This is a genomic window from Runella sp. MFBS21 (assembly GCF_029433105.1).
Taxonomy (GTDB): domain Bacteria; phylum Bacteroidota; class Bacteroidia; order Cytophagales; family Spirosomataceae; genus Runella.
Genome location: NZ_JARNTW010000006.1, coordinates 93,133 through 108,100, shown reverse-complemented (window position 1 = coordinate 108,100; position 14,968 = coordinate 93,133). Strand labels below are relative to the sequence as shown.

General features: G+C 39.5%; 11 protein-coding genes. 6 read left to right on the top strand and 5 right to left on the bottom strand.

What is annotated here, in order from left to right:
* Positions 1 to 6: 6 nt before the first annotated feature.
* From P1X15_RS14820 to P1X15_RS14810, 3 genes are read left to right on the top strand one after another with little or no spacing between them, the layout of a single operon-like run.
* On the top strand, positions 7 to 2,730 hold the full coding sequence (locus P1X15_RS14820; protein WP_277338910.1) for a hypothetical protein: 2,724 nt from the start codon (positions 7 to 9) through the stop codon (positions 2,728 to 2,730).
* Complete coding sequence (locus P1X15_RS14815; RefSeq protein ID WP_277338909.1) at positions 2,727 to 3,263, top strand: hypothetical protein; 537 nt, start codon at positions 2,727 to 2,729, stop codon at positions 3,261 to 3,263. Before P1X15_RS14820 ends, P1X15_RS14815 begins: the two co-directional genes overlap by 4 nt.
* Positions 3,263 to 3,751 carry a hypothetical protein gene (locus P1X15_RS14810; RefSeq protein WP_277338908.1) on the top strand — a complete coding sequence of 163 codons (489 nt, stop codon included), beginning with the start codon at positions 3,263 to 3,265 and terminating at the stop codon, positions 3,749 to 3,751. The genes P1X15_RS14815 and P1X15_RS14810 overlap by 1 nt, the downstream gene beginning before the upstream one ends.
* A gap of 10 nt (positions 3,752 to 3,761) precedes the next feature.
* Here the strand turns inward: P1X15_RS14810 and recO are convergent, their stop codons facing one another.
* Positions 3,762 to 4,457 carry a DNA repair protein RecO gene (recO, locus tag P1X15_RS14805; protein ID WP_277338907.1) on the bottom strand — a complete coding sequence of 232 codons (696 nt, stop codon included), beginning with the start codon at positions 4,455 to 4,457 and terminating at the stop codon, positions 3,762 to 3,764.
* A 46-nt stretch (positions 4,458 to 4,503) separates the two neighbouring features.
* Between recO and argB the strand changes: the two genes are divergently transcribed.
* The 3 genes from argB to P1X15_RS14790 all read left to right on the top strand — a co-directional run bounded on the left by argB (position 4,504) and on the right by P1X15_RS14790 (position 6,556).
* On the top strand, positions 4,504 to 5,319 hold the full coding sequence (argB, locus tag P1X15_RS14800; RefSeq protein WP_277338906.1) for an acetylglutamate kinase: 816 nt from the start codon (positions 4,504 to 4,506) through the stop codon (positions 5,317 to 5,319).
* 9 nt (positions 5,320 to 5,328) lie between these two features.
* Positions 5,329 to 5,790, top strand: coding sequence for a RidA family protein (locus P1X15_RS14795; protein WP_028663680.1), 462 nt, complete (start codon positions 5,329 to 5,331; stop codon positions 5,788 to 5,790).
* 220 nt (positions 5,791 to 6,010) lie between these two features.
* The gene (locus P1X15_RS14790) at positions 6,011 to 6,556 is read left to right on the top strand and encodes a YceI family protein (protein ID WP_277338905.1); all 546 of its coding nucleotides are present in this window, start codon (positions 6,011 to 6,013) and stop codon (positions 6,554 to 6,556) included.
* A gap of 58 nt (positions 6,557 to 6,614) precedes the next feature.
* Here P1X15_RS14790 and P1X15_RS14785 read toward each other — a convergent pair whose 3' ends face one another.
* From P1X15_RS14785 to P1X15_RS14770, 4 genes are all read right to left on the bottom strand, one after another.
* Positions 6,615 to 7,643 carry a lytic transglycosylase domain-containing protein gene (locus P1X15_RS14785; RefSeq protein ID WP_277338904.1) on the bottom strand — a complete coding sequence of 343 codons (1,029 nt, stop codon included), beginning with the start codon at positions 7,641 to 7,643 and terminating at the stop codon, positions 6,615 to 6,617.
* 476 nt (positions 7,644 to 8,119) lie between these two features.
* Positions 8,120 to 9,610, bottom strand: coding sequence for a GH3 auxin-responsive promoter family protein (locus P1X15_RS14780; protein WP_277338903.1), 1,491 nt, complete (start codon positions 9,608 to 9,610; stop codon positions 8,120 to 8,122).
* Positions 9,611 to 9,757: 147 nt separating this feature from the next.
* The gene (locus P1X15_RS14775; protein ID WP_277338902.1) at positions 9,758 to 12,220 is read right to left on the bottom strand and encodes an OmpA family protein; all 2,463 of its coding nucleotides are present in this window, start codon (positions 12,218 to 12,220) and stop codon (positions 9,758 to 9,760) included.
* Between the two features lie 60 nt (positions 12,221 to 12,280).
* Positions 12,281 to 14,614, bottom strand: a complete 2,334-nt coding sequence (locus tag P1X15_RS14770; protein WP_277338901.1) for a gliding motility-associated C-terminal domain-containing protein — start codon at positions 14,612 to 14,614, stop codon at positions 12,281 to 12,283.
* Positions 14,615 to 14,968 lie beyond the last annotated feature (354 nt).

The following is a 14,968-nucleotide window of genomic DNA, read 5'->3' as shown; positions in this document are numbered from 1 at the left end:
GATACCGTGAAGAAATACTTTTGCGTCATACCATTCTTGGTGTGGTCTCATTTTGGCTTTGCGATAGAGGATTTTTCTATTGTCATTCTGAATCCACCCCAGCAAATAAAACCCGGAGATTATTTTACGCTCTTTGTTGAAATAAAGCGTGACGAACCTTACGACCCTACCTTTGGTACTACCTTCAATCTGCCTAAAGATTGGCAAGTATTGGCTAAGAAGCTGCCCCAAATCACTAATCAGTCACGGGTTTTGAGTTATTCTTATACCGTAGCTACCCCCCGTACTACTTCAGCAGGAGAGTATGTTGTGTTGTTTAGAACTTGGGAAAAAGGTTTTGAAAAAGAAAGTAAAGAGATAAAGATAAGGGTAGAAAAACTTCGTAAGGTAGAAATTACCCCGCTTGTTTATCCTGAATATGTCAAAGAAGGTGAAACCCTGAAAATTGAATACTTGATTCAGAATTTGGGCAATGAAAAAGAAAAAATAGAGCTAAAAAGTAGCCGAGGACAAATAGAGGGTCATAAAAGTTCCCTTTTGTTAGAAAAGAATGAATCAGTCCGTGTATGGGTGCATCAATCTATACCTTATACCGAAAGCAATATGTGGATTGTTAATTCGGATTTAAAAGTAAGTTTTGGGGATACAAGCCGGCCTGTTTATCAGGTAAAAAGTATTCCCGTATATGCAGCCAAAAACAAAAAAAGCGACCCTTATTTACGGTTTCCAGTAGAGGTAGGGGTATTGTATCATACTTTTAGAAGTGTAAATCAACAACGCGAAGGCTTTCAATATGATATCCGAGGTGGGGGGAATTTAGATTTTTCTCAGAAGCATTATCTTGATTTTGTAGCACGTAGCCAAAATCAATTTGGCTATGCGGCGATTGGGTCGTATGAGCAATATTCCCTCAATTATTCATACAAGCCTTCGGCTCGTCAGCATACCGATTTGGCATTAGCAGACTATAGTTTAGTATTTACAAACCTTATCGAGTTAAGTCGTTTTGGAAGAGGTTTTAAAGTAGATCACTCAGTGGGGCGTTCTACAGTATCGGGATTTTATCAAGAACCTAGGTTTTTTCCAGATACAAAAAAAATAATGGGAGGAGCTTATGTATTCAATCCTACTCCTAAAAGTGCTATTGGGGTTAATTTTTTGTCAAAACAACATGTTTACAATGGACAAAACCTAGAAACCAATTTTTTAGGACTATCTACTTACATCAAAAAAGAACGGATATGGTTGGAGGCGGAAGCTACAGGTAGCCAAACCAACGACCGCTTTGATTGGGGGGCTTTTGGTAGGTTAAGTTTTTCGACCCAAAGGCTTCGTTTTTTCTCTAATGTGGTATATGCAGGGCAACAGTTCTATGGATTTTATAATGATAGCCGCTTGCTCAATGCCTCACTTTACTATGCAATTACCAAAAAACTAACATTGGGGGCGATTGGCAACTATAATCAAATCAACCCAAGTTTGGACGTGACTGTTTTTAGTCAAGCCCCTTATTATAAGAGCAACATAGCCGAGCTGACTCTACGCCCTAATACCCGTAATCGTTTTGTGTTAAGTTATAATGAACTTCATCGAGAAGACCGCGTTATGCCTCAAAAATTCAATTTTAAAGAAGAATTTATAAGATATACTCATTTTCTCAACACCCGCCGATTTAATCTTTGGATGGATGGCAACTATGGCTATACTCACAATTTGCTCGTATCGCCCGATAAAGATTCAAGCCGGGTGTCTATCAAGGGTATGATACAAGCGCAGGTAGTGATATTGAAAGTTTTTGCGTTGGGGGGCAATGTAGAATACTTACGTACCAATAGGTATTCTATGCAAAATGAACTACAAGATTTTATGTTTTATGGAGGAACGCTGAGGCTTCAGTTTAAGAAATATTTTGATTTGTCGCTTTTGTATCGAAACAATTATACGATTGACGAACTTACTGAAAAACGCTCTTTTTTTGATTTACAAGCCAATCTCAATCTTCCACATCATCAGTTGAGTATAGTGGGGAGTCAGGCCTATTATCCCAATATTACGGAGCAAAATACGCTGTATTTAGGTATAAAATATACTTTAAAGCTCAGACCGCCTATTGCCAAAAACACAAAGCTGGGGAGTCTTAAAGGCAAAATAACAGGCCCTGCTAATGTCAGGAAAAATGGTGTGATTTTACAGATAGGTGACCAAAAGCTGGTAAGTGACCGAAATGGGCAGTTTGCTATCAACAATCTGCTGCCTAATAAATATTACATTACCCTAGTGAGGTCGTCGATGCAAATAGGAGATATACCGGCGATTGCTACCCCTTTGGAAATAGAAATAAAATCCGATAGCAGTTATTATGTCGATATACCTTTCTCAAAAGCAGGGATAGTGATGGGAAAAGTAATGTTTGAAAAAAGTACACAAACACGTACTAAAGAACTACTTACCAACAAGCCCACTATCCTCGCAAAGCTTTATAACGATACCGAAAGCTATGTGACAAAAGTGAGCGACAAAGATACTTTTACCTTTAAAGAAGTAAAGCCTGGACCGTGGAAAGTGATGATATGGATACCGGGCCATGGCGAAAAATATAAAATAGATAATGTTGTCAGTGATGTAGAAGTCACGGAAGAGGCTTCTCATGAGCTATTTTTTAAAGTAAAACCGATTGAACGAAAAATCCATTTTACAGAGAATAATTTTTATCTAGGAGCTAAAGAATGAAATGGTGTATCATATTGATTTTAGGATATGGATGTTTAGGAGTAAAAGCACAGAGCACTGTTTCAGTGATAACTAATCTAAATTTGCCAACAGTAGCACTTTTAGATATAGAGCCTTCCAATGCATCTATTACATTGGCTTTACAAGCGCCTGTCCAAGCGGGGAGTCCTGTTACTACTCCTTCTACTAATACTTCCAAATGGCTAAATTTTACTTCAGCTATAACTACGGGTGGGAGTAGGCGTATTACGGCCCAAATTACGGCAGGAGCAGTGCCTACGGGAGTTAAACTTAAGCTTAATTTAGGCTCCTATACAGGAGTAGGAGCAGGAACGCTTGGCACACCTCTGTCCAATGTTTATTTAAGTACTACTTCTCAAAATATTGTGACAGGTATCGGTGCTGCTTACACTGGGACAGGAAGCACAAATGGCTATAATTTGACTTATAGCTTAGAAATAGATAACTACGGACAATTGCGCCATAATCTTTCCAATACTGTGACCATAACTTACACTATTATCGATAATTGATGAAATATATAAGCTGCATCTGTATTTTGTATTGGTTAAATCTGAGTAATGCTTTAGGGCAAAACATTTCGGCAACGGGTATTACTTGGAATGCTAGTGCTACTACTATTACAGAAGCAGGGAGTAATTATGCTTCTACCGCCACAAGTGCTGCTAATCAAAGCACTATTACCATAACGGTAGGCTTAGCTCTGCTGACAAGCTGGCGAGTGCTTGTCTATAAGCAAGATGCGTCTTGGAATTCAAATTTATCGCTTTGGATTCGAAAAACAGGAGATGGTACCGGTATTCTGACCCCTGTTTTAGGCACGATTTCCCCCAATGGTACCACAAGTTATGTGCAACTTTCGGGAAGTAATCAGGAGATATTTAGAGGGTTTTCCAATCGTTTTGATGTACCTATTCAGTACGAAATCCGTGGAATATCAGTTTTGATACCTGCCAGCAATTATTCTACGAGTGTTGTTTTTACGGTAATGGATATTTAGTAAGGCAGTTTTACTTCATGATTTCACGCAGTACTTCCAATGATTTGATTTCGCCAAGGCCTTCTAGGTGAGTTTTGTAATAGAAAATGAGGGTATTGAGAAGCTGTTGACGACGTTGGCGATCCAAATAATTGGGGTAATCAAAGGGAAGTAAAATGAATCTTTGGAGTGCCTCTTTCATGGGGGCATCTAAGGTATAAGGATAATGATTTTCGGCGAGTTGTTGCTCCATTTCGCGGACGGTGTCGATACCAAAACCTAAATAAAAGGAGTATTTAGCTAAGAATTGCAAGTGAAAATTCTCAAATCCTTCGGCGCTTTCTTCTAAATAAATAATGGACTCATTCAAAAACTCAAATAAAGCGGCATTGGCTTCTTCTTCGCGCAGTGTTTTGACCAATAGTTCCGTGATAAATAGCGAAATGCTAGATTTGATAAAATCAAAAGGAAGACTTTTGAAAGGTAAGCTGCATTTTACTTCTGCTAAGCGGTGAATTGTCTGTTCTTTACTTTTGTGATATACCACCAAATCTAGTAAAGTCATTGGCTGAAACAACGCAATTCTGTTGGTTTTAGATTTAGCAGTTCGGACACCATTTACGACATAGCTCTGAATGCCAAATTCTTCCGTATATATCTTTACAATGATTGAAGTTTCGCGGTAGCGAATATAATTGAGGGCAATACCGCGTGTTTTGTGAAGCATGAGTGTGTAACTTTGAAGCGAAAATAACACAAAATGTATAATTGATATGAAACCAAAACTCTTCGTCGTCAAAATTGGCGGAAACGTAATTGACAATCCAGAAGCACTTCGCTCGTTTTTGGAGTCTTTTGCTGGACTCAAAGGTCACAAAATCTTACTGCATGGCGGTGGAAAAATCGCAACACAAGTGGCTGAAAAGTTAGGAATTCCGACAGAAATGGTTGACGGTAGGCGCATTACTGATCACGCTATGCTTGATGTAGTGACGATGGTATACGGAGGTTTGGTAAATAAGAACATAGTGGCAACTCTTCAATCGCTTGGAGTCAATGCCCTAGGAGTGACAGGAGCGGATGCGGGTATCATACGCGCTCATAAGCGCCCCGTCAACGAGACGGTAGAGCCTATTATCAATTATGGTTTTGTGGGAGATATTGATGAAGTAAATAGCAAGCAAATTCAAGTATTCTTAAAAAGTAAACTTATTCCTATCGTAGCTCCCTTGACTTTCGACCCTGTTTTGGGAGTCATGCTCAACACCAACGCTGATACGATGGCGTCGTCGGTAGCAGTGGCATTAGCGGAATTGTACGATGTGAATCTGGTTTATTGTTTTGAGAAAAAAGGCGTGCTTTTAGACCCCGAAAACGAAGAATCTATCATTCCTGTACTTACACCAGAGCTATACGCCTCTTGTAAAGCGGCTGGGGTGATTTATAAAGGAATGATTCCAAAGCTTGATAATGCTTTTAATGCGCTAAAAAATGGAGTAGGACAGGTTACGATTTGTCATGCTGACCAACTGCGCCAAGCACTCACTAAAAATACAACAGGTACAAAACTTACAATTCAATCGAATTAATCTATTTCTATGACTCCAGAACAAAACCTAGCCAATCTTGGTATTACCTTGCCTTCTCCTCCCGCCAAAGGGGGAGTTTATACTCCTGTCGTGGTGACAGGAAATTTAGCTTATATTTCAGGCCACATATCTCTTGACTTGGATGGCAGCCTCATCGCCGGAAAAGTAGGAAGAGATTTGGATGCCGACCAAGCTAAAGAGGCCGCTCGCAAAACAGGATATTTGCTGCTTTCTACGTTACGGTCTCAATTTGGCAGCCTTGATCGTATCAATAAAGTAGTAAAAATTTTGGGAATGATTAATGCTATCCCCGAATTCGAACAACACGCCTACGTCATGAATGGTTGTAGTGAACTATTTGCCGAAATATGGGGTGATGAAAAAGGGGTAGGCGCACGTAGTGCAGTAGGGATGGGTTCTCTACCTCGAATGGCAGCCATCGAAATTGAGGTGATTTTTGAATTAGCTTAATGCTGATAAGTTGCCCCAAAATTAGGTCAGCTCATGGGCTGGCCTAATTTTTTGTGAGAATTCTAAAAATGGTATACAGTGAGAAATAGTATTTTGAAGTATATAAATATCTATTGATAAAAAAATAAAAAAAATGTATAAAATGTTTTGACATTAAATGTATATACATATATATTTGCATCGTCAAACAAGATTAGAACAAAAAAAACATTATACAACAATGGCAACTCAAGGAAAAACCAGCTGGGTAATAGACCCTACTCACAGTGAAATCCAATTTAAAGTAAAACACTTAGTGATTTCGACAGTTACAGGAAGTTTTAAAAGCTTTGAAGGTTCGGCTGAAACAGAAGGCGATAGTTTTGAGGGAGCAAGTGTACAATTCAGCGCTGATGTCAACAGCATTGATACCAACATGGAGCAGCGCGATGCTCACTTAAAAAGCGCCGATTTCTTTGATGCCGAAAACCACCCTAAACTTACTTTTGTTTCTAGTTCTTTTACTCAGAAAGACGAAGAAACTTACGAAGTTGTTGGGGATTTGACCATGAGAGGAGTTACAAAATCAGTCACACTTACAGCCACTTACGGAGGTTCTATGGTAGACTTTTATGGAAACTCTAAAGTAGGTTTCGAAATCAGTGGAAAAGTGAATCGTAAAGATTTCAATCTTAACTGGAGTGCGGTGACTGAAGCGGGGGGGGTAGTAGTGAGTGATGATGTAAAACTATACGTCAACGTACAGTTGGTAAAACAAGCCTCTTAATTTATTATAGATGCTTCAAAACGAAAAGGCCATCCGTGTGGATGGCCTTTTCGTTTAATTATGCTAAGCCTGTCTTGGATAGAGGCTGTCGGCCAAGCTTGCTACGAGCTTCCGAAAGAAGCGTTTGCAAGTCGTTGCGGCGGCGAGTGTTCAGCCTAGGGGCTCGCCACCATATGAGCCGTTTTCTTTTTTCTTGATTTTGCGCCAATTCCAAATCTTCGTACAATTCTTGATTGAAACGTCTGAAATCACCTTTGCGTTTGAAAGACAATGGCACTAAATCTTCGAAGCCAGTTAAAATTCCTTCATTAAATGTAGAAGAAAATACTTCGATTTCTAGTTTGTCTTTGTGAGATGATTTAAGTTTTACTTTAGGAGGCATTATAAGTCCTAAAGCAACGCCATGCCGCATGATGTACTTCTGAAGGCTCAGCCCTTCCTCAACTACTGCTTTATACATTATGGGGCGAGTGAAGAGTTCTTTCGCCGCCAAAACCCGATAAAGATATTTACGGTTTTCGGTACTAATCCGTAAATGATAGTAGTTTGTTTTTCCGTGATTGCTCAGATACTTTTTCACCTTAGTGGGGCCTGCGTTGTAAGCGGCTGCCACCAACGACCAAGAGCCTAGCTCATTGTATAGGCTTAAAAAGTACTGACAAGCTGCGTGAGTAGATTTGACGAGGTTTTCACGTTCGTCAACTTTGTTGTCAATGACCAGTCCCATTGCGCGTGCAGTGTGAGGCATAAATTGCCAATACCCATATGCTCCTTTATGAGAAATAGCTTTTGGGTTAAGAGCACTTTCAACAACACACAAATATTTAAAATCTCTGGGTACTTGATATTGCTCTAAAATGGGGTCAATGACCTTAAAAAACTTCTCTGCTTTGGCTTTGATTTGAGGTAGCGGTAAGCTAGCTGTGTGCAGCAAAGCCGACTGAAAATAATTAAGCACTTTGTTTTCGTAAACGGGTAGCGGCTCGTCACAAAAACGAATACATGAAGATTCGTTAAAGCCCTCAGCTTTAACTACTCCGCTTGACAATAGAAGCGTTGATAAGATGATGCATTGTCTTCTTTTCAAAACGATTTTTGGTTAGTTAAACAATACGATGTAATACTCAAAAAAAGGCTTTTTTACATCGTTTTTTCATAGCTGAACAGCATAATTAACGTAAAGTTAGTTAAAAATTGTGCAACCGCCAAAAAAATTAAGCTAAGAGTATCAGTTAGTTGCAATATAACACCCTAAGTTTTATTACAAAATAAAACTTATTTAACGGTAAAAATAGTATGCCAAACAGTCCTAAAAGTGACGTATTTTTAGAGGTATTTATAAGTGCATTTTTAGGATATACATTAATCAAATTGTTATCTTAAAACTGTTTTGTTGGAATTTTAAAAATCTTAATAAAAGTATAAAAAATACAGCAAAAATTATACCAAAATGATGAAAATTGGATATAAAAAACTCCCTTTTGGTCATGGTTATGAGTCAAAAGGGAGTGATATAGTAGGATAAATCCTGTAATGCTATTTCTTCGGAAAGCTTGCCTAGTTTTAGAGTCTTACGATTACATCGGCAATTTTTCGGTCATTGGACAATCGGGGTACTTTGTTTTGTCCACCGAGCTTTCCTTGGGAGCGCATGTAGTTAATAAATGCATTCTTTGGCAAAGAATGTATTTTTAAGGGTCTCAAAATACTACCCGAAATCAAGTCGTCATAGTATACGTTGAGTTCGGTAAGACGTTTGTCAATATCTAAGGAAAATTGTTGAAGGTCGTTAGGAGGAGTCGCAAATTCAACAAGCCATTCATGATAAGGAAGACCTTCGGAAGGAGAGACCATAGGCGCCACTGTAAATTCCACAACTTCGGTTTCAGGATGGCGCTGCATGGCATATTTCAAAGCTTTTTCTACTTCTTCTCCGATGACATGTTCGCCAAAGGCCGAAATAAAATGCTTGATGCGGCCAGTGACTAAAAGGCGATATGGGTTTTTTGATACAAATTTGACCGTGTCTCCTAGCGAATACCCCCAAAGCCCCGCGTTGTTGTTGATAATGAGAGCATAGTTTTTGCCGATTTCTACTTCTTCTAAAGACAAGCGTGAAGGATTTTCGTTGAAAAACTCATCTGTCGGAATAAACTCAAAAAAGATGCCACTATCAGCAAGTAGTAAAAGCCCCTCTGCATGTTGCGAATCTTGATAGGCAATAAAACCTTCCGAAGCAGGGTAAGTTTCGATAGAGTCTATTTTTTTACCTATAGAATCGTATAATTTGGCACGATAAGGCTCAAAGTTAACCCCACCATATACAAATAACTCAAAAGTAGGAAATACGTCTTTGATAGGTTTGCCTGTACGGGCATTGATTCGGTCAAAATACATTTGTACCCAAGGAGGAATACCCGAAATTAATCCCATAGGTTGATGAATCGTTTCATCGATAATACGATCCAATTTTTCCTCCCATTCTTCGATACAATTAGTCTCATAGCTCGGTAGCTGATTGGTGCGGAGATAGGCGGGCACGTGATGGTTAGAAATACCCGAAAGCCGACCCGTCGGTACACTTCCTTTGGTGTCCAATACAGGGCTTCCAGATAAAAAAATGAGTTTATTGTCTAAGAAGGCAGCTTTACCCGTTTCGTTGATATAGTTGAGTAACGCATCCCGTGCCGAATTGATATGGTTGGGTATAGAATCTTTACTGATAGGTATATATTTGGTCCCTGAAGTAGTACCAGAGGTTTTAGCAAAGTAGAGCGGTTTGCCAGGCCACAGAATATCATCCTTCCCTTCAATAATTTGCTGCACATAGCCTTTAATATCTTCGTAATCTCTAACAGGCACTGCTTGCTTGAAATCCTCATAAGAATGAATGTCTTTGAAGAAGTGGTCTCTTCCAAAAGCAGTGTTTTTTGCTTGATTAACTAGTTTTTTGTACCAAATATTTTGAAAAGCGGGAGCGTTGTACATCCAAGTTTGTTGCTGATTGGCAATATACTTGGCAAGTGGTTTACTTAACGAAGATCGAAGACCCATTTTGGATGCTTTTAGTGTTTGTTATGGTACTGATAATAGAAATATGAAAGCAACTGCCAAAAATAGACTTTTTATCAATGAACCTCAATAAAAAAGAGAGCAAGGTATATGCCCTGCTCTCTTTTAGTATTAAATAAAATTGATTAATTATCTAATTTCTAGTACTTTAAACTCTGTTCTTCTATTTCTTTGATATTCAGCTTCGGTACATATTACACCATCTACACAGCCATTGACGGGCATGCTTTCACCCATACCAGTAGCTTTCATACGAGAGCGAGCTACACCTTTCGAGGCCATATAGTCTACCACAGCTTGAGCTCTTTTTTGAGAGAGTACCTTATTGGAGTTTGCATCTCCTCTGCTATCAGTATGCGATAGTATTTCGGCTTGCAAAGAGGGATAGCGCTTCATAGTAGCTACAATTTTGTCGAGTTCACGAGCTGCGTCGGGTCTTAAGCCTGGTTTTCCTTGGTCATGATAAATATTATCAAGTTGTACAATATCTCCTTTTTTAAGTAGGCCAACATCTTTAGACAATACTTTTGGAGGGGTTTTTTTAGGAACTTTTTTGATTTTCAGGGTATTGGTTCCATAAGTATCTTTTGAGTAGATGAGTGTATAATCACAACCTTCCGAAATTTCAAATTCATACCTACCGTCTGGACCCGTGATTACTTCATATATTTTTTTGTCACACTCATTTCTAAGTTTTACTAGTACTCCTTCGATAGGTTGGCTGTTGGTTTCTGTCCTGACTACTCCTTTTACTTTAGAATGTTTTAAAATTTGGAGAGAGTCACTGGCCGAAGTTTTTTTTTTTTCTAAGTTGGATGTTGTGATTGGTTCTACTCCGGTGGGTTGGCTAATACTTACTTCTAATCTTGTAGGTTTATCGTCGGTAAGATGACGGGTAGAGAAGCCCACAGTATTGTCGATAAATCCTTCTTTCGATACCGTAAAGACAAAATCATTATCGGAAGCTAAGCATAGATGTGCCCATCCATTAGCACTAGTTTCTAGTCCTTTTTCTAAAGGTTCTCCTCCGATTTTAGACCGTACAGTGATGGTAGCTCCTTCGAGTGGTTGCATAGATTCACTTTCAAATACTTTGATTAGAAGTTCTCGGCATTCATACATGGAACTTTCGCGCGTAAAACGATAAATATCGTCATCTCCATCTCGACGGTTGCTACTAAAATATCCCATTGTCCGAGCACCATCTGTCACTAAGCCAAAATCATCTCCTTTGGAATTGATAGGAGCATCAAGATGAATTACTTCAATGACTTTTGTGCCGTCTTTACTCAAAATGGCATAGTATAAATCTAGTCCACCTAAGCCACCTTTACGACCTGCGGTAGAGAAATAAAGATTTCCTCGGTCATCTACAAAAGGAAATAGTTCATCTTGCCGGGTATTTAATGTTTTACCGAGATTGACAGGGGAAGTCCATTGACCGTTTTCGAGACGAGAAACATAAATATCTTTTCCTCCTACGCCATTGGGCATATCTGATACAAAATACAAAAGGTTGCCGTCTTTGCTTAAAGAAGGATGGGCCGTTGAGTAGTCATCGCTATTGAAAGGAAGTTCTTTGATATTTGTCCAATCATCAGCTCCCCATTGAGCGCTGTAAAGTTTAAGTTTGACATTATTGTCCTCACTTACACCTTTGTGTCCTTCGTTGAAGTTGTTGCGGGTAAAAATAATCTGCGAGCCATCAGCACTGAAAGTAGCAGGGCCTTCATGAAAACGAGTATTGAGGGCTTTACTAAAAGGCACAGGTTTGCCTGGGCGTACCACTTCACCTTTACTGCCTCGTAGGTCATCGAGTCCGTAGCTGTTATAAGTACCTAGGGATTTTGAATCATTTGAAGTAACACGAGTGTAAGCATCAGAACCTAGTCGTCTTCCTTGGGTGCGAGTAGGCTTTGTATTGTCTTTAGCCTCTTCTTCTACTCCTTCAGCATTTAATGAGCTTATTGATTTTATCTCGTCTGGCTTTGCAATATAAAACAAATCTAAATATCCTTTCTCAGGTGCTTCAGATGAGATAGCAGCTGGCGCCTTACCTGATACAAAAACAAGTCCGTCTTTAAAATAAGTGGGACTAAATTCCGCATTTGGAGTATTGATAGCTAAATAATCGAGTCGGTAGGTAATTTTACGTTTGGTTAGCGTCAGGGATTCTTGACTTTTTCTGTCTTCAGTAGCTTTTGTAGCTTCATAAAGTTCATAGTAGCGTTGAGAGGCTCGCATGTCACCATTATTGGCTAAGACTTTGGCATAGTGCAAATAATGGTATATAGAAGCACCTTTGAGAGTGGTATTATCGGCCAGAGCTTTTTTATAAAATTCTTCTGCTTTTGGGTTGTCCCCTAATCGAAAATAAGCATAAGCCATGTTTAACTCTGCGTGTTGACGTTGTTCGAGCGGAGTCATGCCATTTTCTAGTGCTTCTTGATAGAGGGCAACAGCTTTGGCGTAAGCTTGTAAATCAAATTGGCGATTGGCCTGTTGAAGCAATGTTTCACGAATGGGCTTTTGAGCCATTACTGTCGTCATTGCAAATAACGTAACCAAACAAAGATGTTTTAATTTCATCATGGGTATATGGTTTTAAGTCCCGTCCCTGTTTTTGTAAATATTAGTTTCAACGAATTGTGATTAGCGACTTATTGTCAAAAACTTAGAGAATTCTCGACCATCACTCAGCTTGACAATATAAAAATAGGTGCCAGCAGGAAGGGCGTTTTGGGAAGATATCCCTCCATTCCAGTCATTTTTGTAGTCGTCGGCAGTATAAATAAGACCTCCCCAACGATTATAGATTTCGAGAGAGGCACGTAAGTTTTGGGGTTTTCTGATAATCAAGAAATCATTGATACCGTCGGAGTTAGGAGAGAATCCTTCTGGTATAAAAACATCATTATCTTTCCCTTTTAGATTATTAAGTGCTAGAGGGGTAGGAGTAAGATCATCACTTGGATCTTGATTTTGATTAATGTCAGGCCAGTTGCCATTGGTGGATTGGTCAATTAAGGTATGACCCTTGATATCAATGGCAGATACAAAAGCCGTATTATTAAAAATACTGTCAGTTGCGTTTGTAAAGTCAACCTTAGCTATCAAAGATAGTGTAAGAGCTTGCCCAGCCGCAAGAGACGTAGTTTCGGGTACCAAAAGCAGATAATGATTGTTGCTCCCTTGGTAAGAGGTATCGACTAGTGGCGAAGTTGCTACCGACGGCTCGACAATTTTTACGACAGGAGGGGTGAGAACAACTGCACCGCTCCGAAAAGTTTTATCTAGGCTGTCTATGACTTGTATTTGTTTTAGAGTATTAGTACCCATATTCACCACCTGAAGGAGGTACTCGATTTCGTAGGTATTAGTCCCAGCACTGGTCCATCCTTTTAAAGTTTTATTAATACCTACCATTTCTTTTGCTGCACTTTGGTTAGGTTGAAGCGCGAGTTCTATGATATCGCTACCTGCTTTGCAAGGGCCTTCGGCATCAGGATCATCACTGACAAAACTGATTGTTACTTTTCCGGCCTGACGATCTTCAGAAGAAGGTGTATAAATGGTGGTGAGACCATTGGTCGTACTAAAAGTACCCGTACCATTACTAATCCATTGGGCACTACTTGCCACTCCCCCTATTGTGCCTTCTAAAAGGTAGTTGTGAAGAGTAGTTTGCTCAGTTTTGGTGATTTTCGCCGTAGCGGGATTGGTCGTACAGAGCGCAAGCGATTGAGTGCAAGCTTGGAGTTTGACATTAACAGCCGCAGGCTCGCTCATACATCCAGTGGCCATATGACGGGCAAAAAAGTAGAAAGTACGATTTTCGCTAATAGCTCCCACTTCTTTAAGAGAAGGAGAACTAGGAGAAGAACTAGTATGGACTTCGTAGGATATTCCCGTAGGTGCTTTTTTGAGTAAGGCTGACGATAAGTCTACCGTAACAAACGGACATTGGTTTGTCATTTCGGTGACGACTTCTGGGCGTGAGGGTATACTGCTGCCTACATAAACTTTAAAGGCCTGGGAAGGGCTACTTTTACAATCGCCACGTTTACAATAAGCGATGTATTGGGCGTTTTCTAAAGGAGTAACCGTAATAGATTGTCCTTGCATTCCGTTGCCCCATTCTACAATGCCTGTGCAGCCAGCGGCGGTTAAGATAAGATTTTCGCCGGCGCAAAGAGTATTTTTTGAGGCAGTAATAGTGGGAGGAAGGGGAGGTACTACCGAAACATACACACTGCTCTTGACAATATCGCAGGTGGTGCTTTCGCAATGAGCCCAATACTCAGTTGTATTTTGGGGTGAAACACTAATGCTACTACCTGTTTGGTTAGTAGACCACCTGATTGCTCCTGCACAATTGCCTTGGGCTGCCAAAGAAGTCGTCTCACCAGCACAGATTGTAGACTTGGTGGCAGTAAGTTTTAAAGGCTCTCCGCCCATTATGGTAATGATAATATCATCCGAAAAACAGCTAATACAGCCTTCATTGCGACAGGTAGCAGTATATTTAGTGGTATTGGTAGGATATACCGTAATTTCGTTTCCAGTTACTCCATTAGACCAAATCACTTCTCCGGCACAGCCTGTTGCACTTAATATTATCGACTCTCCCAAACAGATTTTATTGTTTGATGCTTTGATTATGGGGGTAGTAGGGGTATTGATTAGAATCGTAATGCTATTAGAGAGCGCACTTTTACATTCATCCTTTTGGCAATAGGCAGTATAGCTAGAAGTTTGGGTAGGGTATACAAAAACAGAATTACCAGTTTTGTGATTTGACCACACTACTTTACCTTCACAGCCTGAAGCCTTTAACAAGACAGCTTGCCCTGAACAGCTTATACTTTTTTCGCTACTGATAGTAGGAGCCACGATGTCATCACAATCACTGGTATGACCCGCCCACACAGTTTGAGCTACGAATGTACAGACGATTAAAAGAGTGTTTTTTAAGAAGGATTCCATAATGATGGCTTAAATCATAAATCGTGCCAACTATGCCTCATTAAAGTTTGATTATGTACGAAAAATATACTTATTTGGCATCAAAGAGAAAGAGAATCAAGATCTCAGTTACTATAAAAAAGCACCCTTACGAGATTAGAAAGTAGGGTGTAGAAGGCCTATAGAGTGAAAAAATGAGAAAAATATAAAATTTTTAGAGTGTAAGTTTAATGTCTTAAAAAACCCTGTATAATGTTTCGTAATATACCTGAAAGTGAGATTGGTATCCTTGAGACCTAGTAAGAGGTAGAAGCCCAAACAGTTTGGTAAAACTATTTGACATGACAAATTTTTGTAGAGTAAAACTAAAACGAA